Origin of the sequence: Vibrio chagasii (assembly GCF_002954585.1) — a bacterium.
Classification (GTDB): domain Bacteria; phylum Pseudomonadota; class Gammaproteobacteria; order Enterobacterales; family Vibrionaceae; genus Vibrio; species Vibrio chagasii_A.
This window is the reverse complement of the sequence record NZ_MSCI01000001.1, coordinates 803,144-826,164: the sequence shown is the minus strand read 5'-3', so window position 1 is coordinate 826,164 and position 23,021 is coordinate 803,144. Positions and strand designations below refer to the sequence as shown.

21 protein-coding genes and 1 pseudogene are annotated in these 23,021 nt (G+C 43.3%); 16 read left to right on the top strand and 6 right to left on the bottom strand.

The annotated features are described in order from the left end of the window. Genes BTO10_RS04085 through BTO10_RS04045 form a run of 9 tightly spaced genes read left to right on the top strand, consistent with a single transcriptional unit; the run spans position 1 to position 8,353 of the window. The gene (locus tag BTO10_RS04085) at positions 1 to 1,194 is read left to right on the top strand and encodes an AAA family ATPase (protein WP_004737216.1); all 1,194 of its coding nucleotides are present in this window, start codon (positions 1 to 3) and stop codon (positions 1,192 to 1,194) included. Further along, positions 1,191 to 2,456: a CpaF family protein gene (locus BTO10_RS04080; RefSeq protein ID WP_004737217.1), complete on the top strand. Its 1,266-nt coding sequence runs from the start codon at positions 1,191 to 1,193 to the stop codon at positions 2,454 to 2,456. Before BTO10_RS04085 ends, BTO10_RS04080 begins: the two co-directional genes overlap by 4 nt. After that, the gene (locus BTO10_RS04075) at positions 2,453 to 3,367 is read left to right on the top strand and encodes a type II secretion system F family protein (RefSeq protein ID WP_105023649.1); all 915 of its coding nucleotides are present in this window, start codon (positions 2,453 to 2,455) and stop codon (positions 3,365 to 3,367) included. Before BTO10_RS04080 ends, BTO10_RS04075 begins: the two co-directional genes overlap by 4 nt. Then, on the top strand, positions 3,367 to 4,233 hold the full coding sequence (locus BTO10_RS04070; protein ID WP_105023648.1) for a type II secretion system F family protein: 867 nt from the start codon (positions 3,367 to 3,369) through the stop codon (positions 4,231 to 4,233). Before BTO10_RS04075 ends, BTO10_RS04070 begins: the two co-directional genes overlap by 1 nt. Then, complete coding sequence (locus tag BTO10_RS04065) at positions 4,230 to 5,360, top strand: tetratricopeptide repeat protein (RefSeq protein ID WP_105023647.1); 1,131 nt, start codon at positions 4,230 to 4,232, stop codon at positions 5,358 to 5,360. The genes BTO10_RS04070 and BTO10_RS04065 overlap by 4 nt, the downstream gene beginning before the upstream one ends. Then, positions 5,357 to 5,893: a TadE/TadG family type IV pilus assembly protein gene (locus BTO10_RS04060; RefSeq protein ID WP_102424797.1), complete on the top strand. Its 537-nt coding sequence runs from the start codon at positions 5,357 to 5,359 to the stop codon at positions 5,891 to 5,893. Before BTO10_RS04065 ends, BTO10_RS04060 begins: the two co-directional genes overlap by 4 nt. Next, positions 5,883 to 6,467, top strand: a complete 585-nt coding sequence (gene tadF, locus BTO10_RS04055) for a tight adherence pilus pseudopilin TadF (RefSeq protein WP_102424796.1) — start codon at positions 5,883 to 5,885, stop codon at positions 6,465 to 6,467. The genes BTO10_RS04060 and tadF overlap by 11 nt, the downstream gene beginning before the upstream one ends. Before the next feature lies 1 nt (position 6,468). Further along, on the top strand, positions 6,469 to 7,785 hold the full coding sequence (locus BTO10_RS04050) for a TadE/TadG family type IV pilus assembly protein (RefSeq protein ID WP_146106814.1): 1,317 nt from the start codon (positions 6,469 to 6,471) through the stop codon (positions 7,783 to 7,785). A gap of 1 nt (position 7,786) precedes the next feature. Continuing rightward, positions 7,787 to 8,353, top strand: coding sequence for an OmpA family protein (locus BTO10_RS04045; RefSeq protein WP_004737224.1), 567 nt, complete (start codon positions 7,787 to 7,789; stop codon positions 8,351 to 8,353). A 147-nt stretch (positions 8,354 to 8,500) separates the two neighbouring features. Here BTO10_RS04045 and BTO10_RS04040 read toward each other — a convergent pair whose 3' ends face one another. The 6 genes and pseudogenes from BTO10_RS04040 to BTO10_RS04015 all read right to left on the bottom strand — a co-directional run. Continuing rightward, complete coding sequence (locus BTO10_RS04040; RefSeq protein ID WP_105023646.1) at positions 8,501 to 10,801, bottom strand: putative bifunctional diguanylate cyclase/phosphodiesterase; 2,301 nt, start codon at positions 10,799 to 10,801, stop codon at positions 8,501 to 8,503. 328 nt (positions 10,802 to 11,129) lie between these two features. Then, a complete protein-coding gene (locus BTO10_RS04035) occupies positions 11,130 to 11,978 on the bottom strand; it encodes a sulfurtransferase (protein ID WP_105023645.1) in 849 nt (282 codons plus the stop codon). 50 nt (positions 11,979 to 12,028) lie between these two features. After that, a complete protein-coding gene (locus BTO10_RS04030) occupies positions 12,029 to 12,343 on the bottom strand; it encodes a hypothetical protein (protein ID WP_105023644.1) in 315 nt (104 codons plus the stop codon). Between the two features lie 161 nt (positions 12,344 to 12,504). Next, positions 12,505 to 13,122, bottom strand: coding sequence for a hypothetical protein (locus BTO10_RS04025; protein WP_105023643.1), 618 nt, complete (start codon positions 13,120 to 13,122; stop codon positions 12,505 to 12,507). An 11-nt stretch (positions 13,123 to 13,133) separates the two neighbouring features. Continuing rightward, the gene (locus BTO10_RS04020; RefSeq protein ID WP_105023642.1) at positions 13,134 to 15,269 is read right to left on the bottom strand and encodes an LruC domain-containing protein; all 2,136 of its coding nucleotides are present in this window, start codon (positions 15,267 to 15,269) and stop codon (positions 13,134 to 13,136) included. Between the two features lie 258 nt (positions 15,270 to 15,527). Next, positions 15,528 to 15,623: pseudogene (locus BTO10_RS04015) on the bottom strand (molybdopterin-synthase adenylyltransferase MoeB); the annotation flags it as partial. A gap of 225 nt (positions 15,624 to 15,848) precedes the next feature. On the opposite strand from BTO10_RS04015, the gene luxC reads away from it, so the two are divergent. The 7 genes from luxC to ribB all read left to right on the top strand — a co-directional run bounded on the left by luxC (position 15,849) and on the right by ribB (position 22,958). Continuing rightward, a complete protein-coding gene (gene luxC, locus BTO10_RS04010) occupies positions 15,849 to 17,282 on the top strand; it encodes a long-chain-fatty-acyl-CoA reductase LuxC (RefSeq protein ID WP_105023641.1) in 1,434 nt (477 codons plus the stop codon). Positions 17,283 to 17,297: 15 nt separating this feature from the next. Next, positions 17,298 to 18,215, top strand: coding sequence for an acyl transferase (locus BTO10_RS04005; protein WP_105023640.1), 918 nt, complete (start codon positions 17,298 to 17,300; stop codon positions 18,213 to 18,215). 34 nt (positions 18,216 to 18,249) lie between these two features. Continuing rightward, positions 18,250 to 19,317: a luciferase subunit alpha gene (gene luxA / locus BTO10_RS04000; RefSeq protein ID WP_105023639.1), complete on the top strand. Its 1,068-nt coding sequence runs from the start codon at positions 18,250 to 18,252 to the stop codon at positions 19,315 to 19,317. Positions 19,318 to 19,343: 26 nt separating this feature from the next. Next, a complete protein-coding gene (gene luxB, locus BTO10_RS03995; RefSeq protein ID WP_105023638.1) occupies positions 19,344 to 20,318 on the top strand; it encodes a luciferase subunit beta in 975 nt (324 codons plus the stop codon). Positions 20,319 to 20,403: 85 nt separating this feature from the next. Then, a complete protein-coding gene (luxE, locus tag BTO10_RS03990; RefSeq protein WP_105023637.1) occupies positions 20,404 to 21,540 on the top strand; it encodes a long-chain-fatty-acid--protein ligase LuxE in 1,137 nt (378 codons plus the stop codon). Position 21,541: 1 nt separating this feature from the next. Next, positions 21,542 to 22,243 (top strand): flavin mononucleotide reductase LuxG, encoded by a 702-nt coding sequence (gene luxG, locus BTO10_RS03985; RefSeq protein ID WP_105023636.1) that lies wholly within the window; start codon positions 21,542 to 21,544, stop codon positions 22,241 to 22,243. Between the two features lie 22 nt (positions 22,244 to 22,265). Then, complete coding sequence (gene ribB / locus BTO10_RS03980) at positions 22,266 to 22,958, top strand: 3,4-dihydroxy-2-butanone-4-phosphate synthase (protein ID WP_105023635.1); 693 nt, start codon at positions 22,266 to 22,268, stop codon at positions 22,956 to 22,958. Positions 22,959 to 23,021: the final 63 nt, after the last annotated feature.

Below are 23,021 nucleotides of genomic sequence, written 5' to 3'. Positions count from 1 at the left end.
ATGGACTTAGATATTTTATTTCGTAACTCGTCGTCGAAAATGAAATCGTCGGTTCAAGCGACAGACTTGGTTGTTTCTGACGACAGCACGCTAACAGCATCGATCCAAGATCTTTACGCAATCGAAGGCTTTCCCAAACCTATTGAGGTGACCGATATTGATTTAGACGGTGCTTGGAATCAGTCAAACATCAAGCTGAACCATGTTGTATTGGACCTTCGCAGTGCACCAAACGTAATAGAGCAAGTCTCTGAGATTTCGGTTCGACTGGATGTGAACATTTCTTTACTCGTTCTATGTGATGTTGACTCGATAAAGCTGCGTAACCAAGTGCACGCTTTAGGTGCGACGTATGTGCTGTGGGATTCTGAGCTTGATGCGTTACTTGCGGCAATTAAGTCTACGCAAGAGGGTGAAAGCACCGTTAAAAAAACGCGTGTTGCTAAGCGTATTTTAGTACTCGGAACCAAGGGTGGGATTGGCATTTCATATGTGAGTTCAGTCTTGGCTCACTCTTTGGCTGAACAAGCGAATTTAAAAACGCTTTTAGTCGATCATGACTCAGGGGCTTTGAATAGCGACATCTATATCGGTGTGAAAGGCTTAAAAGCTAAACACAACAGTATCGATTTGAATCAAATTGATATCGACAGTGCCATCGCCAAGACCTACGTACACCCGGTGAAAGACAAGCTTGATTATTTGGTGTTAGAGAAGAACGTCGCTTGTCTCTCTGATCACGCGTCGACGCTCTACAACCTTTCTAATCAACTGATTGATCAATATAACTTTATTATCGATTCAGCGCCGTTGTCTTGTTACGAAGAAATGCACGATCAGGAATTGTCAGATAAGTACCATCGCATCTTTATTGTTTGTGAACCGTCGGTGTCTTCATTGCGCTCTTATAACTCTTTGAAGAAAAAGATAGGTAAATCCGAACACCAAATCATTTTCAATTTAAATAGGCCGGCAAAGGACTTTATGGTGACACTTGCTAGCGCTAAAGAGCGGATCAAAGCCAAGGACAGCATTGACTTCATGTATGAGCCGTCGCTCGAGAAGATGGTGGTCCAGCAAGGCATCAATGAGTTGCTTAAATCCAAGTCCTCGTCTGCTGTGCTGAGTATAGTCGCGACATTGACGGGTAAGAAAATTAAACCTAAATCACGCTTTAGTTTGTTTAGAAAATGAATCAATTAAAAGAAATCTACATTCAACTTCGCGATGAGATTTTCGATGCGTTGGATGCGGCGTCACTCGTCGAAATTAGTAATCAAGAGCTTGAAGAGCAGCTTAAAGACTCCGTAAATATCTTGATCGACAAGAAGCAGTTGCAAGTCAGCTCCTTGAAACGGGTCGATTTGGTTAAGGCACTGCTTGATGAACTTAAAGGCTTGGGACCACTGCAAGCCTTGGTCGATAACGATGATATCTCGGATATTATGATCAATGGGCCTTCGGATATCTTCATTGAAATCAATGGCAAGGTAGAACAGTCGCCAATTCAATTTGTTAACGAGAAGCAGTTAAACACTATAGCTAAGCGGATCGCCTCTAACGTAGGGCGCCGTATTGACGAATCTAAGCCACTTTGTGACGCACGCTTAATGGATGGTAGCCGTGTCAACATCGTAATACCTCCGCTGGCGATTGATGGTACTTCTATTTCTATTCGTAAATTCAAAGAGCAGAAAATTAAGCTCGAGAACCTTGCAGAGTTTGGTGCTATGTCTGTTGAGATGGCCAAGCTTTTGTCGATTGCTAGCCACTGTAAATGCAACATATTGATCTCTGGTGGTACAGGTTCAGGTAAAACAACGCTACTCAATGCGTTATCTGGTTTCATCGGTGAAGGCGAACGTATCGTTACCATAGAGGATGCTGCCGAATTGCAGCTTCAAAAGCCGCATATCGTTAGGCTTGAAACTCGACAAGCCAGCGTTGAAGGAACGGGGGAAATTACCGCGCGCGATCTCGTGATCAACGCTCTTCGTATGCGCCCAGACAGAATCATTGTTGGTGAGTGTCGTGGCGGAGAAGCGTTCGAGATGCTTCAAGCGATGAATACCGGTCATGATGGGTCTATGTCGACATTGCACGCCAATACACCACGCGACGCGATTGCTCGTACTGAGAGCATGGTGATGATGGCAACCGCTAGCCTGCCGATATCTGCAATACGCAGAACCATCGTGAGTGCAGTAGACCTGATTGTTCAGGTAAAGCGTCTTCATGATGGCAGCCGTAAGGTGATGTACATTTCGGAAATCATAGGAATGGAAGGGGATAGCGTTGTGATGGAAGATATTTTTCGTTACGAGGCGAGCTCTGATTTTAAAGATGGGAAAATGGTCGGTGAGTTCAGGACCCCCGGTTTATCAACCCGCTCTGTCATTTATGAACGTGCTAAGTTTTTCGGGCTAGAGCAAGCGGTCAGGGAGATCTTCTCATGACATTCATTCTGATTGCGTCATGGAGCGCGTTGCTGATCTACTTCCTTATTCATCGCTCTCGTCAAAACAAAAAGTTGAGTAGCTTGATCGAGATGGAGGCTGAATTCGAAGGGGTAAAGGGCGTTCGATCTGTTATTGATTCTCAGCAGTTTGAAGAGAGCTACAAAACCAGGTTCCGGAAAAGCTATAAGAAGATGGTCAAGGTATTTCAGCCTAATATGTCGCTGAAGCTTATTTTGTTTGTCTGTGTTTCTGCGTCAGCGGTGTATGCCATCAATGAGTTCTTCTTAAGACTGGATTACCCTGTTTGCCTGATGATCGCTGAGCCCGTTTTGTTCTTCGTTTTCTATAACAAGCTCAAACAGAGACAGATGGACCGGTTTAAAACTAATTTTCCAGATGCCTTAAATATTCTGAGCGGGGCGATATCTTCTGGGCAAAGTATTATCCATGCATTCGAATATGTTGGTAAGCAGCTTGATAACGAGGTAGGTAAAGAGTTCAAATTTATGGCTGAGCGCCTACTGATAGGTGAGGCCCCTGACGACGTACTTGAACGAAGCAGCAATACATTCCCTTATTTAGAATATTTTTTCTTCGCTTCAACAATCCGAATCAACCTAGCACGAGGTGGTCAGCTGAAAGATGTCATCAACAAAATTAACCGACTCATGTTTGATTCGAGAGCGGTAGAGAAGAAAAAGAATGCGCTGACCTCTGAAGCGCGCGCATCAGCAAAAATTATTGCTTGCTTACCAGTAATATTCTTGATCATTTTAAAGTTCACCAGCCCAGAGAACTACAGCTTCGTGATGTTCGAAGAGGCTGGTCAGCCGATTTTTTATTACGTTCTAGTAAGTGAGCTGCTCGGGTTCTTTTGCATTTGGCTGATATTGCGGGGTGTTAACTAATGGACATGAAAACCCTGGGCATTTGGGGCGTGATATTTGTAGTTTCAATGGTGCTTGCCACGTACTGCTTGCGATTTTGGGACAACACCAGAGCAAATATTGAAACCCGAAGAATTATTGGTTCGACACGCGAAGAAAAGAAGCGAACCGACTTATTTAAATCGATATTATCTCGAATCAGTTTTAATAAAGATGAAACTAAACGCAAGTTAGTAGCGGCGGGTTTTTATAGTGACTTTCTCGCCGATGCTTATTACCTCCTTAAAATCGTTCCTTTTAGTATCTGCTTGATTCTTATTGGCTTTGATTTTTATAGCGGAGAAACCGAAGTACTGTTTTCTTTGTTGTATTTATTGGGCGCGTTATTAGCGTTTGTTATTGCCCCTGATGCTTATGTGTCTGCTCGGGGGAAAGCCAATATTAAACACATTAGTTCGAGGCTACCTTTTTTACTCGACTTGATGAATGTGTGTGTTCATACCGGGATGACTATCGAATCGAGCCTGGAATACTTAGCTAAGGAACTTCATTCTATTGATAGCAATCTTGCTCATGTTGTCCGAGTTACGGTGGAACGTTCACGCCTTGTTGGTTTGGAAAAGGCGCTAGAGGAGTTTTACGACCTTGTACCAACCAGTGAATCGCAAAGCTTTGTGATGACCATGGTGCAGAGCTTGCAGTTTGGTTCATCTGTAGGCCCTGTGCTGGCAACGCTAGCGACTGATATCAGAGAATTGAACATGATGGATCTGGAAGAAAGAATTGGGAAGATGGGGGCAAAAATGTCCATCCCTCTGATTGCTTTTATCATGGTTCCTATTGTTGTTCTCATTGCTGCCCCAGGTATTTTAAGGATGTTGATGTGATTAAAAAGTATTTATTTGTCACTGTGCTCTTCGCTTTACTTTCTGGTTGTACAACCGTGAATAATCAACTTGAGACCAAAGAACAACTACTCATAGGGGCCGGCGATTCGCAGAAACTTATCGAGTTCTACAAAGCAAACATACAGTCTGACCCTATATATAAAGTAAAACTCGTTAACCTGTATTTAGACCTAAAGGATATCAAGTCGGCGGAGCTATATCGCAATACCTATAGCGAGAGCAACCTTGATAACCCGGAATACATACTAACTAATGCTCGAATTTACTATCAGAAAAAGAACTTTGAACGCGCGCTAGAAGAGCTAAATAAATACCGCGACGAAGGAGGTACCGAATATGAGTATCAACTTTTAACCGGAAAAATTTTGGCTCAGCAGAAGCAGTTTGTCAAAGCCATCGAACACTTTGAAGAGAGTCGTAAACAAGGTGCATCTGATAGAGAGGCCGGTAATAACATTGCCGTGGTGAAAATAATGCAGGCTGATTATTTAGGTGCGACGGACATTTTATATGACCTATACCTTTCGAATCCTAATGATCAAAGAGTGAGCTCTAACTTGATTCTTTCTTCAGTTAAATCTCAAAGGCCAGATATCGCGCTCGAGGTTTTGAAACATTCAAATAGTGATGAACAAGCGCGTAAGCAACTTAAAGCGTTAATGATGTCAATATCTAAAAGCGGAGGGAAGAATATCGTGACACAGTCAAAAATAGAGATGGAACAGCAGCTTATTGGCTCTCAAGTGAATTCAGGTGGCTTTGTTGCCCCAACATCACGTGTGAGCAAGCTTGATGCTACCAAAGACTTTCAAGCGTCTAAACACAGTGTCGGTGGTTCTGTACTTGATCCTAGAAAGCTTAAACCAAACGCAAAGCCTATTTATCGCGTACAAGTTTTGGCAACGTACACTGCAATTCCTTCAGACTTTTTGAATTATTTGAAAACAAACTATGGCGCTGTGTATTCCTATACACATGGGCTGTGGAAGCGCTACTGCATAGGTGATTTCAATGACCTGGATGAAGCCAAGGCGTTTCTGAATAGCATTGATATTAAAGGAGCATTTGTTGTTGATTACACCAAGAAAAGGTATGTCCGTTTATGAGATCGTTTAAACGTAAGCAAAAGGGAGCATTAACGGTTGAAGTCGCTATGGGTATTCCAATTTTCCTCGCGATTGTCTTCGGGTGGGTTGAGATCTGTATTTTGACGTTTTCAATGAGTATGACTGACCACGCATTAACAACGGCAGTGATGAGAACCAAAAAAGCGGGTGACTCGAGTAGTAGTCAATCGATTAACTACGGGCAAATGATCAAAGATGAGTTGGACAAAGCCGGTGGAGCGCTATGGAGCAACGTCGTTAAAGAGGGTAGCGTCATCATTCATGTGAACTATTTCCGAGACTACGAAGGTTTTCTGAAATGCACGGACAACTATGCTTCTGCAGATAAGTGTCCGGATAAGAAAGATGAACCAGAAGACATGGCACTTGCAGTTTACGCTTTGGAATACACTTACGATCCCATTGTGTCTATTTGGTTCCCAGATATGCCGATAAAGCGCGAAGTTATTACGATCCAAGAGTATGAAAGATGCTCTTTCAAAATTGGTCAGGGGGCAGGTTGTGCAAGTTAAACAAAAAGGATCGTTTGCGGTTGAACTGGCGATGGTGCTTGTCTTTGCTTCTGGCATTTTCTTAGTTGTAGTGAACCACATGCTAGCGATTAACAAGAAAGGCCAATTGGACAGAGCTACATATTCAATGACCACGATTTTCGCAGAGCGGAAGCAGTTATTTAACGCCAAGATGGATATTTGCGCAGGTGATTGCAGGAAAACAGAACATAACGCCTTTGCAATTGCTTCGGCTTCGATGAAGCGGATGATTCCGAACTTTGACAAAACCAAATTCGGAATGCGAATTGATGAGATAAGGCTCGAAGAGGCTGCCGTTTCTGGAGGTAAATTGAACTACCGAAGGGTTCAAAAGACGCTAACCAAAGGAAACATACAAGGTTGTGACTTTCCTGACATGAGCGATATCACCAAAGAAAAAGCGATTGAAATGCTTCCCGTCACTTCCAGAGGGCGCAGATTACCCATGTATCAGGTTTCATTGTGCTACGAAATCCCAACAAACCTGATTGGTATCGCGAACGGTGAGGTTTTCCGTCTTGTGAGTTCTTCTTATTCATTTGCGAGGGTTTAAGGTGCGTTCAATAAAAAGAAATAAGGGAGTCGCGGGTATTTTGTTCGTCGGCCTGTTACCGATGATGGTTATTTTTATGGCGTTTTCGATGCAGATGTCGCAACAGATGCTTGCACATACAAGGTTACTGGAAGCGGCAGAGGTAGCTAGCCTAGCGCTTATCGCAAGCCCTAGAGAGGATGAAGAGAACAACGTTAAGTATGCACGCTACTTAGTGGATCGTTATGTTGTCGATAATACAGATGATGTCGATGTAGCGGTGTATACCAGTATATGTGAGTACAAGGATGGTTGTGTACAAGCAAGTGGTGAGCTCGCACCGTTCAGCGACTTTGTGGTGAGGGCGACGGCCAAATACACGTCTTGGATTGCATACGAAGACGTGAATTTAAAGCCTGAGTTTTCAGTCAGTGGCCGAGCTGTGACGCGCAAATATCTTCCTCAGCCAGTAGACGTTTACTTTATTGGTGACTTCAGTGGTTCTATGGGTAGCCCATGGAAGAACGGAAAAATGAAGTTAGATGTCGTGAAAGAAACCATTAAGCGAGTCGTCGATGACATTGAGGAGTTTAATTCGGAGGAAAAAAGCCGAGTTGCTTTGCTCGGGTACAACCCGCTCCATGTTAAACAATCTGACGAGATAGTAAGACTTAACGCTTATGGTTATCGTGCTTCATGGCGAAAGAAACATGCTTATGACTACGCTCGGAACTCTCCTGCGACAACGGTTAGACGAATGTTTGATGAACCAACCTTGTATAACGAGATTATAGAGCCATCGCATGGAATGAGTCGATACGAAGTAGAGCGACTTTATAAGCGAAACAATGATTTTGATGATTACTTCAAGTTTTACGATATTCCACTGACTGAGGATTATGACAATTTTCGAGCTCAGTTAATGAGTGCTCAGTTGAAAGCTGGTGGAGGTACCTCTTCTTGGAACGGAATCATTGCTGCAGCACAAGAAGCCAATAAGGCGACTAACCTTAACCCTGAACAGGTGTTTATTGTGTTATCCGATGGTAGCGATAGCGACGAAACCTACTTACAGAAATTGGTGGATCGGGGGTTATGTAAAAAGCTGCGCTCAACCATTTCAGCTAAAAGAAATCGTTTCCAGAGTAATGCACCAACTGAAGCTGAGAAAACAAAAGTGACAATGGGTGTTATTGGTATCAACTATCGCGTCCAAGCAAGTGATGGCTTTGGAGACTGCTTCGGCAAGAAAAACATTTATCACGCCAAAGATGGTGAAGATGTGTACAAGTATATTTTGAATTTGATTAATGAAGAAACAGGAAAACTTAAGGATTAACATGAGATACCTAGTGATTATTTCTATGATGCTGCTCTCTCCAGTTGGCTATGCGAATTGCTTGGGCAATGTCGATGAATATATAACATCGACCAAGTTGGTCTCTTCTCATGTTGTGACGACTCAAGTAACGGGTAGATTGTTAGAGCGTGATGAAATACCGCAGAATGAGCTACTCAATAAAGAGAGTGAGGTGATCCAAATCGCGGCTCAAGACGATGTGTGTTTCTATGACAAAGCGACACAATCTCTAGTACTTAATTATCCAATCAACGTGTATAAGTTGGATGAAAGTCATAAACAAGTACTGGAACAATACCTAAGCTTAGTCGACGATAAATCAAAGATTTTTATTGAAGGCCATGCTGACAGTCTTGGTAGTGAAAGCTACAACAAAGCGCTTTCATCACGTCGTGCGGGGCAAGTGACTAGCTATTTAAAGGAAGATCTTCGCCAAGGAACTCGCATCGTTGAATATGCGTATGGCGAAAGCGCACCCATTTGTAAGGTTGCGGACAACAAGGCAACAGGTTGCAATCGACGAGTTGTCATCACCGTTAAGTCATAATGGGCTTTGTTTTCATTGTCTGTGTTTTTATTCTCTGGGCTGCAGCCTTGAGTGGTGTATAACGAAACTCAAATAAAACAAAAGGGAGCCGATGTTGGCTCCCTTTTTAGTCTTATTATATTTGTGAATCACTACACCGCTAAGTAACTAAACCATAGGTTCTGGTTGATCTTGAATTGACTCTGAGGGAGTAAGATATTCGCACAGCTCTTCGTATGGGATAGGGCGTGAGAAGTAGTAGCCTTGCATCAAATCACAGCCGCAAGCTTTGAGGATAGCAAAGTGTTCGCTTGATTCCACACCTTCCGCTAACACCACCATTCCGAAGTTCTTACCGATAGCAATGATGTTTTGCACCATGGTTAGCGACTGCTGGTCTACTGCAATATTCTCAATGAAGCTTTTATCGATTTTAAGCTCGTCGATAGGCAGTGCTTTCAACATACTCAATGATGAATAGCCAGTACCGAAATCATCTAAAGAGATCTTAATGTGGTTCTGTTTGAGGCCTTCGAAAATTGGTTTCACTAACGTGACATCTTCAATGAACAAGCTTTCAGTGATTTCTAGTGTCAAACAGCTTGGTGAGAACTGGTATTTCTCAAGCGTGGCTAACAGGTGTTCAGAGAACGATTTATGAGAGAACTGGCGCACCGAGATGTTGATCGATAACCCGATCTCTTGCTCGGTCGTTCTATGCAAATGAGCGATTTGCATAATACTTGACTCGATTATAAACGTGCCGAGTTTATGCATTAAGCCAGTGCTCTCCGCGACGGGGATAAACACATCTGGTGGAACAAAACCTAACTCGTCATCAACCCAGCGCACAAGAGCCTCAACACCGTCAATACTCTCATCTGTCCGTACTAAAGGTTGGAAAGCCATGAATAGTGTTTGCTTCTCGATAGCAATACGCAGCCTTTGTTCGACTTTCATCTTGTAGAGGTGAGCGTCTTGCATTGCTGTAGTGAAAATGCTGTATGAGTTTTGCTGCTGTTTGGCTTTGTACATTGAGATGTCCGCAGAGCGAAGCAGGTTATCAAGGTCTTTACCATGCTCAGGGAAACGTGCAATTCCGATGCTACAGCCTAATAGGAATTGAGAGTTTTGCACTTCATAGGGTTGAGATAGCACCTCAATGATACGCTCTGCGAGTCGTTTAATTTCAGACTTACTGGTTATTGGAGTTAAAAACAGAAACTCGTCGCTCGATTCACGCACCAAGAGGCTCAATCGAGAGCGGAATCGCATTAAACGCAGCGCTATTTGTTTAAGAACCTTGTCACCAAAATCATGCCCGTGCGTATCGTTGACGCATTTAAAGTTATCGATATCGATGAACAGCAGTGAGAATTGCTCTGACTCACTTGCCACCCATTTATCGATGTTCTTACGCATGTATAAACGGTTTGGCAGTGTAGTGAGAGGGTCGTGGTTCGCTTGGTAGATAAGTTGACTACGAGTGCGCTGCTCATTCTTGGCAATAGACTTAACCAAAATGTAGAAACCACACTGGATCAAAATAAAAATAATGAAAAGAATGCCAAACTCTTCGATAAACACGGTATCGACGTGTGCAAGGTCGGTGCGACCAACGACCCAAAGTTTGTAATCGGGTAGGTATTTAGCACTGAGTAGAGAGTGATACTTATCATCACTGACAAAAAATGAGTAGGTCTCTTTTCCCGTTTTCGCTTCTTGCACAGTAGCGCTGACTTGCTCTGAAAAGTTAGTGCTCACGCGCTGTAGCAGGTCACTGCCTACTGGTTTTAAGTAAGCATCAAGAGACTCGATGTCACTAGAGAAAAATTGACGGTACTTATCTTGTCTTAACAAGGTCAGTGTATTGTAACTTCCAGCATGTGCGTTGTTTTCAAATACTATAGTGCTGTCTAAGCGCAACCCTGCAGTCATTACGGCATCAATGGTTTTACCATCCACTGAAATCGATTTTCTTAACGGGATGACTAGGCTATCTAGGGACTTTTGAAAATAGGTACGCCCTAGAACCATCTTGTCACTTGAAAGCGCTTCTAGAAAGGAGTCTCGAGTTTGTGGAAGCTCAAGTAAGTTGTCTTGGTCTGCCAGTTTGAGGTTTGAGCTAACAGACAGGTAGTCACCCTGTGTGTTAAGCAGACCAAATGCAGCAATCGCTGGGTGAGTTTCAAGCAGTTTATCCAATATTGGACGAATTTGAATTGCGGCGGTACGAGTGAAGTCAGACTGTTGGGCCAACTGGTGTCCAACGACTTCTAAGAGTGCCTCTTGGCTTGTGAGCAATGAACTGACCGAGCTAGAAAACAGCTCAACTTGAATATGCTGCTGCTCAATGAAGTCTTCTCTATTTGCTTGCCATTTTGTTACACCTAGCACAGTGAAAAGTATCAAGGTGAGCAGTACGACTAGAGCGTACAGCGACCAGATATTTTTCTTAAATAGAGCCATGGAATGCCTTTTTTGGTTACGACTTTGAACAGAGTGCACGAGACAAACTATTGGGCGTCAATATGATGTATTAAGTTTGTAAGACACATCGATAATGACTAATGATTAAATAGTGTAACGACTATGTATCGGGATTCTTGAGTAAAAAATTAACATTTATATCAACAATAATGATTAGTGTTTGATTGATAAGTGTTTATTGTTGGTTTATTGCTGGGAGTTTAGCCGAGAGCCGTTACGATATAAAAACAAAGAGCTTACCCATGTTAGGAGTAAGCTCATTATGCACGCGGAGTATATTCTAATAGTGGCAGTAAGCGAAGTTGAATTACTGGTTTGTTACGGCGATAGGCAGGCTTTCGTTAGCGCCCCATTCTGTCCATGAGCCATCGTAAACTCCCATTTCACCCGAGTATCCCGCCAATTTTGCGGCTAATAAAATGATGCAGGCAGTCACACCTGAACCACAGCTAAAGAACATCGGTTGAGTTGGTGTTAAGTCCAACGTAGAAAATATCTCTACAAGCTCGCTCTGTGGTTTCAACTTACCGTTGTTTAGCACTTGTGCGAATGGTAGACAAACTGAGTTTGGAATATGCCCGCTGCGTAATCCAGCTCTTGGTTCAGGCACTTCTGAATCAAAACGAGCTTGAGATCGTGCATCCAGAATATTGGCACTCTTGCTCTCCGAATAGCTCAGGACTTGCTTTGCATCCACAAAGTAGTTGTCTTGAATGTTGCCTTCGAAATTGCCCGGCGTGACTTCAGCTCTGTACGATGTGTCTGTTGCGTAACCTGCGTCAATCCAAGCAGGTAAGCCGCCATCTAAGATGTAAACATCCTGATGTCCCATCGCCATAAACATCCACCAAGCGCGAGGCGAAGCGAAAGTCCCCGAGTTGTCGTATGCAACAATCGTGCTGTCTTGATTGATGCCGATTTCACGTGCACGAGTGTTGAAGTGTTTTTCGGAAGGGAACATGTGAGGAAGTAGGGTGTGTTTGTTGCTGAAGTCTTTGTCGTAGTCGAAACGAATTGCTCCAGGAATCATTTGTCCTTTGATCTTTTCAGACTCACTTGGAATTTGAAATTCGATGCTGGCGTCTAGGATGATGATGTTGTCTTGCTCTAACAAACGTTGTTGAAGTTGTTCTGGTGAAATGAGTGGTTGATTCATTCTTATTGTATCCATTCTTGTTGTCGTTATAGCTGTTGTTATATCGGCGGCTAAGGTGCAGCTCTACAGTGGATGAACTGATAGCCGTTTTGTCCGGTGATTTGGTTACTTAATGTATCAAGCGAGACTACAGAATCAATAGGGCAGTCTGTGGTCGGTGCAATGGACACGCGAAATACACTGTTGTCTTGAGTTTGAACAGTAAGATAACGTCTGTGTCCATCTAATGACTGAGTGAGTGTATTAGAGATCACTTTGGCTTCAATACGCTGACCCGTTTGTGACGTCAGCGGAAAATGGGTAAGGGCAACTAATACGCCTACACCGCACATTAAGATAAATAGACCTAGTTTTAACTGTTTCATTAGAGTAAGTCTTTGAAGGTTATCTTGAAAATATAAGTTAGATTCGAAGTAAAGTGAATGAACTCTAATCAGATAATTTTCATTGTTATTGGTTTGGAGCGATCAAAAAAGTGAGCATTGCTGCTCACTTTTGGTTGTGGATATTCGAAGCTAAACTTTCATTACCACACGATCTGAGAGTTGCTGCTCGATACTACTTTTTGTAGAGGTGGCTGTCCGTTGTAAAACCAAATCTCCACGAGAAGTGAATCGTGGCTGACTGGGCTCGCGAAGTTCGAGGCGAACACACCATTGTTTAATGACCCTGCAATCACTTTGCTTGAGTAGTCTGGTTTCAATGTCGAGTCGTCACGAGCACTAAAACGGCTATACACAGTAACAAACGAACGGTCTGTTGAAATGCTACTGATGTCGATGTCGATATCAAACTGCTCTACAGAGCTGTAATCAAAACCATCGGGTACCACTAAATCACTCATAGTGTAAGTTGGTACCGCTGCTGCACTGGCTACTGGAGAAGGTGATGGCGTTGCAGCTACTGGCGTTGCTGGTGCTGCTGGCGTCGCCGGTGATGACGGTGAAGGAGAAGCCGTGCTGCCGCCACCGCCACCTCCGCCCCCACCACAACCTGCTAGCAGGAGTGGGGCTGTTGCTAAAACTACGGTTATTGTTTTCTTCATGTTCCAAGAGCTTTGTGCAGACATATTATTTTCCTTAGAGAGGTTGCTTCTCAACTCAACGTTATGATGTTCGCGATTATGTATATCTTTGATACTCATGACGTCTCTCCTTATGGCTCGTAACATTGGTTGTCTGCTGGTGATGCATACCAAGTCTGGTTATTTTCACCGCTTGATTCTGCCCACAGCTTAAACTCTGGGTAAGCAGTTACGATATCCACGTACTCTTGCGGCCATTCCCATTCTTCTGTTGATGTGATAATGAGAGCCCAAGGGTGGTTTTCTGCTGTTTTGAAATATTTGCCTGTTGCTGGGTCGCTATCATCAACACCGATTCCAGAGTCAAATAGGTTCACTGTGTCGAAGGCTTCGGTCGGTGCTTGGTCTGGTAGGTGTACCTCCCAGCTACGTCCCGGATGCATCGGAAGATTTTCACCGTGATAGTACCCTGGTGTTGCGAAGATGAACGGGTCGTAAGGCATATCAGTCCAACTTGCGGTGCTCACACCATCCCCCGCTAAGGTAATACCAACTTGGAAGGAGAACTGTTCGTCTTCTTTACATCCATTGCTGGTACGGTAGAAGTTACAAGAGGTAGTGATTTTCTCAGTTAAGTCGTTTGCAATGACAAATATTGCTTCGCTACGTCCTTCTTCAAGATCTAGGTCTGTGAATACCCCGTTGTGTTTCATGTATGAGTTACCACTGCTCACTAAACTTGGGTCTAGGTTTGGAAGTCGAACTGCAAAACCGTTTCTGTATGAAGCACCTACAGCAGCCAGGCGTCCATCAATGGTTGATTTAACTACTTTGCCATCTTTAAGGATTTCCGTTATGCGATAGAATAGGACTGCGTCATTCATATCGTAATCGGCTTTGTACGGCCAGTTATCTTCGTAGGCGAGTGTTGCGTAGCCAGAAGCACTAGGGAAGTAGCGAGCTGTCGCACCATCATTCAACACGTCAACTTGAATATCGACCACCTCACCAGATGTTGAACCACCAAAGTAGCTCAAGTTGGTCTGCTGACTGAATCTAAAGCGTGCCCATGTCGTGCCAGACAGTGCATCAATGTCCACGTTTAGGAACAATTCATTTTCACCTGCATCAAGTAGGTAATCGGTAAACACTTGTTCATTTGCACCATCGAAACTGCCGTCTTGGTTCCAGTCTATCCATGCAGAAAGGTAACCTGTTGTTGAAGCTTCAATCACAACTTTTGAGTCCAATCCAGCTTCAAGTCCGGTAACAAAGCCGATACCACCGTTAACCCATTCGTCATCAATGCCGACGCTTTCATCGGATTGTGGAGTTACGTAGCCGTCTAGGTCGGCATCTGGCGCATCAGTACCTAGCCACGTAATGCCATCAAGCTCATGTCGAGGGCCGTTGCTCGCTAGTAGAGTTAGGTAACTGTCTGGTGCGTCACCAAAGTCGATGTTTGAATCTTCATTAACAACAGGGGCGTTGGCACAGCGAGCACCATCGTTTTGACCAGAAGCAGGGCCATTCGAAACAAATTCAACGGCTGGAACAATACCTGCCGCGATATTGGCAGCGTTGTCTGGAGAAAGGTTGATACGATAAATTTTACCGTCTTGATTGCGAGACACATAGTAGTAGCCATTGACATCAAAATAGCCAGCACCGAACGTACCCAACTCGCCAGTGTCGCCGATGTAGGTTTCGGCGCCAGTTGTAGGGTTGAAGCTGTATAAGCCACCAGAGTTATTATCGATACCATATAGAGAGCCATCACTTGGATGGAAGGCGAAATCAGTCAATTTCACCGTTGCTGGGCTGCCAGCGATTTTGTTGACCGTTACGGTTGCATTTGGATCAGAATCTAAAGGTGATAGATCAACAGTGAAAAGCCCTTTACCAGTGCGGTACAGGTAGTAAACATGATCGTAAACGTCACCCACATAGAAAGTATGGTCTGTTGGCAGTCCACTGGTGTTGATGACTTCTGCTTGGAAATCCTTGCCTAGGCGCACCAAGCGCTTGTTAGTGGTGTCATAACCGTAGATGTATCTATCTTCGAAGTCGAAACCGACACCATTGATGTTAGCGTTCATCCCCGTGTCGTCCTCTAATAAGGTCGTAGAACCAGTAACGAGGTTAACTCCCCAGACTTGAACGGGAGTGGATTGAAAAAGGTATGCCTTACTCGGGCAAGTATCGAATGGCGCTGCGTTGGCGACCAGTGGCGCGCTTAATAGCAAACTTAACGTTGTAATTCTCATATCTACATCCTTGTGATGGAAGGTATAGATACTTAATCAAGTAGCGTGCCATGTTTAAGCTTATGATTTTAATAGCTTTATTTTGCTGATTGCTCAGTGTGCTCAATATTCTCAAAATGAGAATTTAAATACAACTGATTACTCATGAAGTATTTCAATTTGAAATCAGGAATGTTTGGACTCAAGTCCAAATAAAAAAGCCCCGACAGTGGTCAGGGCTTGAGGAGTTATAAAATAGTTATCTTACTCGTGGTGAGCTTACCCACATACCGAACAACTCGGCATCTTCATTAAGTTCATTTCACGCCAGCTGTGTGACATAGCGTCGAGAATCAGAAGCTTACCTTGCTTTGGTGTTTAATCGCACTGATACAGTCAAAAACTAAAGTGTTTGCAATTTGGGCGTTTGTTAAATGTTATGAGTAATTATAAATAAGATTAACTAAAGTTACAATAAATGATAATACTTATCATTTGTTTGATCTATTTAATGTATCTGGTTAAAAGTTGCTAAATAGGTGTTAAAGATTAACTTAATTGGTTAGCATTTTTTTCAAATTAAAAGGAGAAGCTTTTGATATGGAAAAACACTTACCTTTGATAATAAATGGGCAGATACTTTATACTGAAGAAAATCGATTTGAGATCAGTTTTGAAGAAAAAAAAGTTAAGATTGATTCCTTTAATCATGTTCATCTAAACCAGATGGTGACTCATGACTATTTAAATGATCTAAATATAAATAACATCATCAATTTTCTTTATACAACGGGGCAGCGTTGGAAGAGCGAAGAATATTCAAGAAGAAGGGCATATATTCGGTCTCTTATTACTTATTTGGGGTATTCACCACAAATGGCGAAACTAGAAGCAAATTGGATTGCAATGCTCCTTTGCTCTAAGAGTGCGCTTTACGACATTATTAATACCGAACTTGGCTCTACACATATACAAGATGAATGGTTACCACAGGGGGAGTGTTATGTGAGGGCTTTTCCTAAAGGACGCACGATGCATTTGCTTGCGGGGAATGTTCCTCTCTCCGGTGTTACCTCAATACTACGAGGTATACTGACGAAAAACCAATGTATTGTGAGAATGTCAGCATCGGATCCTTTTACTGCCCACGCGCTAGCGATGAGCTTTATTGACGTCGATCCGAATCATCCTATTTCTCGTTCCATCTCTGTATTGTATTGGCCTCATGCATCTGATACGACACTCGCTGAAGAATTACTCAGTCATATGGATGCAGTGGTTGCTTGGGGGGGGCGAGATGCCATTGATTGGGCGGTTAAGCATTCTCCTTCACACATCGATGTTTTGAAGTTTGGTCCAAAGAAGAGCTTTACCGTGTTAGACCATCCAGCCGATCTAGAAGAAGCCGCCTCGGGTGTTGCTCATGATATTTGCTTTTATGACCAAAATGCCTGCTTTTCTACTCAGAATATTTACTTTTCTGGAGATAAGTATGAAGAATTTAAATCAAAACTTGTTGAAAAACTAAATCTTTATCAAGAAGTTTTGCCAAAATCAAAGCAAAGTTTTGATGATGAAGCTTTATTTTCTATGACTCGTCTTGAGTGTCAATTTTCAGGGTTGAAAGTTATATCAGAACCGAAAAATAACTGGATGATTATCGAGTCAGAGCCCGGAGTTGAATATAACCATCCATTAAGTCGTTGCGTTTATATCCATAAAATAAATAAAGCTGATGATGTTGTTCAATTTATAGAGAAACATCAAACACAAACGATTTCTTTTTATCCATGGGAATCTTCCAAGAAATATCGAGATGCATTCGCCGTAAAAGGAGTAGAAAGAATCGTTGAATCTGGAATGAATAATATATTTAGAGCCGGTGGCGCACATGATGCAATGCGCCCACTTCAACGTTTAGTTAGATTTGTTTCTCATGAAAGACCATATAACTTCACCACTAAGGATGTATCTGTCGAAATAGAGCAAACCCGCTTTCTTGAAGAAGATAAATTCTTGGTTTTCGTCCCTTAAATAAGGAAATTTACAATGAATAATCAATGCAAGACTATTGCACACGTGTTGCGCGTGAACAATGGTCAGGAACTTCACGTCTGGGAAACGCCTCCAAAAGAAAATGCGCCTTCCAAAAACAGTACCATTTTAATTGCTTCTGGTTTTGCCAGAAGAATGGATCACTTTGCTGGGTTAGCCGAATATCTATCTGAAAATGGTTTCCATGTGTTCCGTTATGATTCTCTTCATCATGTGGGGCTCAGCTCGGGTTCGATTGATGAATTCACCATGACGACGGGCAAAAACAGTTTGTGCACTGTTTATCATTGGCTGCAGACAAAGGGTACAAAAAACCTTGGCTTGATTGCAGCAAGCCTCTCAGCTCGTGTCGCCTATGAAGTGGTTTCCGACCTTGAGCTGTCTTTTCTGATTACTGCGGTTGGTGTGGTGAACTTGCGTGACACTTTAGAAAAAGCGCTTGGTTTTGATTACCTCAGTTTGCCTATCGATGAGCTACCAAACGATCTTGATTTTGAAGGCCATAAGCTTGGTTCTGAAGTGTTCGTTCGCGACTGCTTCGAGCACCACTGGGATACCTTAGATTCTACTCTCGACAAAGTAGCCAATACCTCGGTTCCTTTAATCGCCTTTACCGCTAACAACGATGACTGGGTTAAGGAAGAAGAAGTCTATGACATGTTAGCGCATATCCGTAGTGGGCATTGCAAGCTCTACTCCTTGCTTGGTAGCTCTCATGACTTGGGTGAGAACTTGGTCGTGTTACGTAATTTCTACCAATCCGTCACCAAAGCCGCAATCGCAATGGATGGAGGTAGCTTAGAAATCGACGTCGACTTTATTGAGCCTGATTTTGAACAGCTCACCATCGCGACTGTGAATGAACGTCGCTTGAAAGCGAAAATTGAAAGCCGTACGCCAGAAATGGCTTAGGTCTCATCGCAATACCAACAAATAAGGAAATGTTATGAAATTTGGAAACTTCCTTCTCACTTATCAGCCACCTGAGCTTTCTCAGACCGAAGTGATGAAGCGATTGGTTAATCTGGGCAAAGCGTCTGAAGGTTGTGGTTTCGACACTGTTTGGTTACTAGAACACCACTTCACTGAATTTGGGTTGTTAGGGAATCCATATGTTGCTGCCGCACACCTATTAGGTGCGACAGAAACGCTCAATGTTGGCACCGCAGCCATTGTATTACCAACTGCCCATCCGGTTCGACAAGCAGAAGACGTAAACTTACTGGATCAAATGTCAAAAGGACGATTCCGTTTTGGTATTTGTCGCGGTTTGTACGACAAAGATTTCCGTGTCTTTGGTACAGACATGGATAACAGCCGAGCCTTAATGGACTCTTGGTATGACTTGATGAAAGAAGGCTTCAATGAAGGCTATATCGCGGCGGATAACGAACACATTAAGTTTCCGAAGATCCAACTGAATCCATCGGCTTACACGCAAGGTGGCGCTCCTGTTTATGTCGTCGCGGAGTCAGCGTCAACTACAGAATGGGCTGCAGAGCGCGGCCTGCCAATGATTCTAAGCTGGATAATCAACACTCACGAGAAGAAAGCACAGCTTGATCTTTACAACGAAGTCGCGAATGAACATGGGTACGATGTGACTAAGATTGACCACTGTTTGTCTTACATTACCTCCGTCGATCATGACTCAAATAAAGCCAAAGATATTTGCCGCAAATTCTTAGGTCATTGGTACGACTCATACGTGAATGCCACTAAGATTTTTGACGACTCTGACCAAACAAAAGGTTACGACTTCAATAAAGGCCAATGGCGTGATTTTGTGTTGAAAGGCCACAAAGACACCAATCGCCGAATTGATTACAGCTACGAAATCAACCCAGTAGGGACACCTGAAGAGTGTATCGCGATTATCCAGCAAGATATCGATGCGACGGGTATTAACAATATTTGTTGTGGTTTTGAAGCAAACGGTTCTGAAGACGAAATTATCGCATCTATGAAGCTATTCCAGTCTGATGTGATGCCATATCTCAAAGAAAAACAGTAATTAATATTTTCTAAAAGGAAAGAGACATGAAATTTGGATTATTCTTCCTCAATTTTATGAATTCAAAGCGTTCTTCTGATCAAGTCATCGAAGAAATGTTGGATACCGCACATTACGTAGATCAGTTGAAGTTTGACACGTTGGCTGTTTACGAAAGCCATTTTTCGAACAATGGTGTGGTTGGGGCCCCATTAACGGTGGCTGGTTTTTTACTTGGTATGACAAAGAACGCCAAAGTGGCTTCGTTGAATCACGTTATTACCACACATCATCCAGTACGTGTGGCGGAAGAAGCGTGTCTACTTGACCAAATGAGTGAAGGCCGCTTTGCTTTTGGCTTTAGTGACTGTGAAAAGAGTGCAGATATGCGCTTCTTTAATCGACCAACGGATTCTCAGTTTCAGTTGTTCAGTGAGTGTCACAAGATCATCAATGATGCATTCACTACTGGGTACTGCCATCCAAACAATGATTTTTATAGTTTTCCTAAAATCTCTGTTAACCCACACGCGTACACTGAAGGCGGTCCTGCGCAATTTGTGAATGCAACAAGCAAAGAAGTGGTTGAATGGGCGGCTAAGTTAGGGCTCCCACTCGTGTTTAAATGGGACGACTCAAACGCGCAAAGAAAAGAATACGCTGTTTTGTACCACGAAGTTGCTCAGGCAAATGGTGTCGATGTTAGTCAGGTTCGACACAAACTAACGCTGCTGGTTAACCAAAATGTAGATGGTGAAGCTGCAAGGGCAGAAGCACGCGTATATTTGGAAGAGTTTGTCCGTGAATCTTACCCAAATACCGACTTTGAGCAAAAAATGGCAGACCTGTTGTCAGAAAATGCCATCGGCACTTATGAAGAAAGTACCCAGGCAGCGCGAGTTGCGATTGAGTGTTGTGGTGCCGCGGACCTATTGATGTCTTTTGAGTCGATGGAAGATAAAGCGCAGCAAAGAGCAGTTATCGATGTGGTAAACGCCAACATCGCCAAATACCATTCGTAAGGTTTAACTGATGCTGAAGGGGCAGCGATGCCCCTTATATCACCATTCTTTTCGCGCGATAGCGCTAACTAATAGAGGCATTTATATGGACGTACTTTCAGCGGTTAAGCAGGAAAATATCGCAGCGAGCACAGAAATCGATGACTTGATTTTCATGGGAACTCCTCAGCAATGGTCATTGCAGGAACAAAAACAGCTGACATCTCGCCTTGTTAAAGGGGCATATCAATACCATTACCATAATAATGATGACTATCGTCAGTTCTGCCAGATAATCGGAGTCGGAGAGGTGGTCGAAGATCTCAATGAGATCCCCGTTTTCCCCACTTCTATTTTTAAGTTGAAGACCCTATTAACACTGGACGATGAAGAGGTAGAAAATCGCTTTACTAGTAGCGGCACTAGTGGCACCAAAAGTATTGTCGCTCGAGATAGACTCAGTATTGAGCGACTTCTTGGCTCAGTAAATTTCGGTATGAATTACGTAGGTGATTGGTTTGACCATCAGATGGAGTTGGTGAACTTAGGCCCAGATCGCTTTAATGCCAACAATATTTGGTTCAAGTACGTCATGAGTTTAGTCGAGCTCCTTTATCCGACCACATTTACTGTCACTGAGGATGAGATAGACTTTGAGGCGACGCTAGCTAATATGAATCGTATTAAGCAGTCTGGTAAAACCATTTGTCTTATCGGCCCTCCTTATTTTATCTACCTACTGTGCTGTTTCATGCGCGAACAAGATAAAACTTTCAATGGTGGTAGCGATCTTTACATCATCACTGGCGGCGGCTGGAAAAAACATCAGGATCAATCACTCGATAGAGACGAGTTCAACCAACTTTTGTGTGAGACTTTTGCCTTAAACAGCGCAGAGCAGATTCGAGATACATTTAATCAAGTTGAACTGAACACCTGCTTTTTTGAAGATAAAGAACACAAAAAGCGTGTACCGCCCTGGGTCCTTGCAAGAGCTCTGGATCCTAAAACATTAAAGCCGCTTCCGAGTGGCCAGCCAGGGCTGATGAGCTATATGGATGCTTCGGCAGTTAGCTATCCATGCTTTCTAGTGACGGATGACATCGGCATTGTGCGAGAAGAAGAAGGCGATCGCCCGGGAACCACCGTTGAGATCGTTAGAAGAGTTAAGACGCGGGGTATGAAGGGGTGTGCTCTCAGTATGTCTCAAACGTTTACAGCCAAAAATGAAGGAGGCAACTGATATGCTATGTTCGATAGAAAAAATTGAGCCGTTAACTAACTTCATATTTCGAGTATTGCTCAAGCCGGTTCAGCCTTTTGAATTTAGGGCAGGGCAGTACATTAACGTCAGTTTAAGCTGTGGTAGTTTACCGTTTTCTATAGCCTCATGTCCTTCTAATGGTACGTTTTTAGAACTCCATATTGGTGGCTCAGATATCAGCAAGAAAAATACGCTTGTGATGGAAGAGCTCACCAATTCTTGGGTCTGCGCCAACATGGTTGAGGTAAGTGAGGCGCGAGGCGAGGCTTGGCTGCGTGAGGAAAGTGTCAAACCCTTGTTATTGGTCGCTGGCGGGACCGGAATGTCTTACGCCCTAAGTATTTTGAAAAATAGCTTGGAGCAAGGGTTTACCCAGCCGATTTACGTTTATTGGGGTGCTAAGGATATGGATAACCTGTATGTGCATGACGAACTGGTGGATATTGCGCTTCAAAATAAAAATGTCAGTTATGTGCCAGTCACTGAAATATCAACCTGTCCTCAATATACTAAGAAGGGAAAGGTGTTGGAGTGTGTGATGAGTGATTTCCGTAACTTATCTGAGTTCGATATCTACTTGTGTGGTCCATGCAAAATGGTTGAAGTAGCTCGTGATTGGTTCTGTGATAAAAGAGGGGCAGAACCAGAGCAACTTTACGCGGACGCGTTCGCTTATTTGTAATCATTATCAAGGAGAAGAAACTATGAGCTCAACGTCACTACTAGATGAGTTTGGCACTCCAGTACAAAGGGTAGAAAGAGCGATTGAGGCTCTGAAAAATGGCCTTGGTGTTCTATTAATGGATGATGAGGATCGCGAGAACGAAGGCGACCTTATCTTCTCTGCACAGCATCTTACCGAAGCGCAAATGGCACTCATGATTCGTGAATGCAGTGGCATCGTGTGTTTGTGCTTAACGGAGGAACGCGCCAATTGGTTAGAGCTTCCTCCTATGGTGAAAGATAATCGCAGTAAAAACCAGACCGCTTTTACGGTTTCGATTGAAGCGAAAGAAGGGGTGACGACCGGGGTCTCTGCGAAAGATCGCGTTACAACGGTCAAAACGGCTACTTATTTTGATGCTCAACCAGAGGATTTAGCAAGACCAGGCCATGTTTTTCCACTAGTTGCGAAAACAAATGGTGTGTTGGCCCGTCGAGGTCATACCGAAGGTACGATCGATTTGATGTATCTAGCAAACTTACTCCCATCAGGGATCCTTTGTGAACTGACTAACCCTCATGGAACCATGGCGAAGCTGCCAGAGACCATTGAGTTTGCAAAGCGCCATGGAATGCCAGTACTCACTATTGAAGATATCGTCGATTATCGAACAGGCATCGCTCTTCGAAATGAATATGAGAGTGGCTTAGTGTGTGAAGTGAGTTGCTCTTAGTATTTAAAGCTCCTTTGTTTGTTCAGTCGCTAGTTGATTTTCCGCCCTTATCGGGCGGTTTTT

Coding starts and splice junctions, on each gene's coding strand:
- BTO10_RS04085 (WP_004737216.1), top strand. CDS start 1: ATGGACTTAGATATTTTATTTCGTAACTCGTCGTCGAAAATGAAATCG.
- BTO10_RS04080 (WP_004737217.1), top strand. CDS start 1,191: ATGAATCAATTAAAAGAAATCTACATTCAACTTCGCGATGAGATTTTC.
- BTO10_RS04075 (WP_105023649.1), top strand. CDS start 2,453: ATGACATTCATTCTGATTGCGTCATGGAGCGCGTTGCTGATCTACTTC.
- BTO10_RS04070 (WP_105023648.1), top strand. CDS start 3,367: ATGGACATGAAAACCCTGGGCATTTGGGGCGTGATATTTGTAGTTTCA.
- BTO10_RS04060 (WP_102424797.1), top strand. CDS start 5,357: ATGAGATCGTTTAAACGTAAGCAAAAGGGAGCATTAACGGTTGAAGTC.
- BTO10_RS04045 (WP_004737224.1), top strand. CDS start 7,787: ATGAGATACCTAGTGATTATTTCTATGATGCTGCTCTCTCCAGTTGGC.
- BTO10_RS04040 (WP_105023646.1), bottom strand. CDS start 10,801: ATGGCTCTATTTAAGAAAAATATCTGGTCGCTGTACGCTCTAGTCGTA.
- BTO10_RS04035 (WP_105023645.1), bottom strand. CDS start 11,978: ATGAATCAACCACTCATTTCACCAGAACAACTTCAACAACGTTTGTTA.
- BTO10_RS04030 (WP_105023644.1), bottom strand. CDS start 12,343: ATGAAACAGTTAAAACTAGGTCTATTTATCTTAATGTGCGGTGTAGGC.
- BTO10_RS04025 (WP_105023643.1), bottom strand. CDS start 13,122: ATGAGTATCAAAGATATACATAATCGCGAACATCATAACGTTGAGTTG.
- BTO10_RS04020 (WP_105023642.1), bottom strand. CDS start 15,269: ATGAGAATTACAACGTTAAGTTTGCTATTAAGCGCGCCACTGGTCGCC.
- luxC (WP_105023641.1), top strand. CDS start 15,849: ATGGAAAAACACTTACCTTTGATAATAAATGGGCAGATACTTTATACT.
- BTO10_RS04005 (WP_105023640.1), top strand. CDS start 17,298: ATGAATAATCAATGCAAGACTATTGCACACGTGTTGCGCGTGAACAAT.
- luxA (WP_105023639.1), top strand. CDS start 18,250: ATGAAATTTGGAAACTTCCTTCTCACTTATCAGCCACCTGAGCTTTCT.
- luxB (WP_105023638.1), top strand. CDS start 19,344: ATGAAATTTGGATTATTCTTCCTCAATTTTATGAATTCAAAGCGTTCT.
- luxE (WP_105023637.1), top strand. CDS start 20,404: ATGGACGTACTTTCAGCGGTTAAGCAGGAAAATATCGCAGCGAGCACA.
- luxG (WP_105023636.1), top strand. CDS start 21,542: ATGCTATGTTCGATAGAAAAAATTGAGCCGTTAACTAACTTCATATTT.
- ribB (WP_105023635.1), top strand. CDS start 22,266: ATGAGCTCAACGTCACTACTAGATGAGTTTGGCACTCCAGTACAAAGG.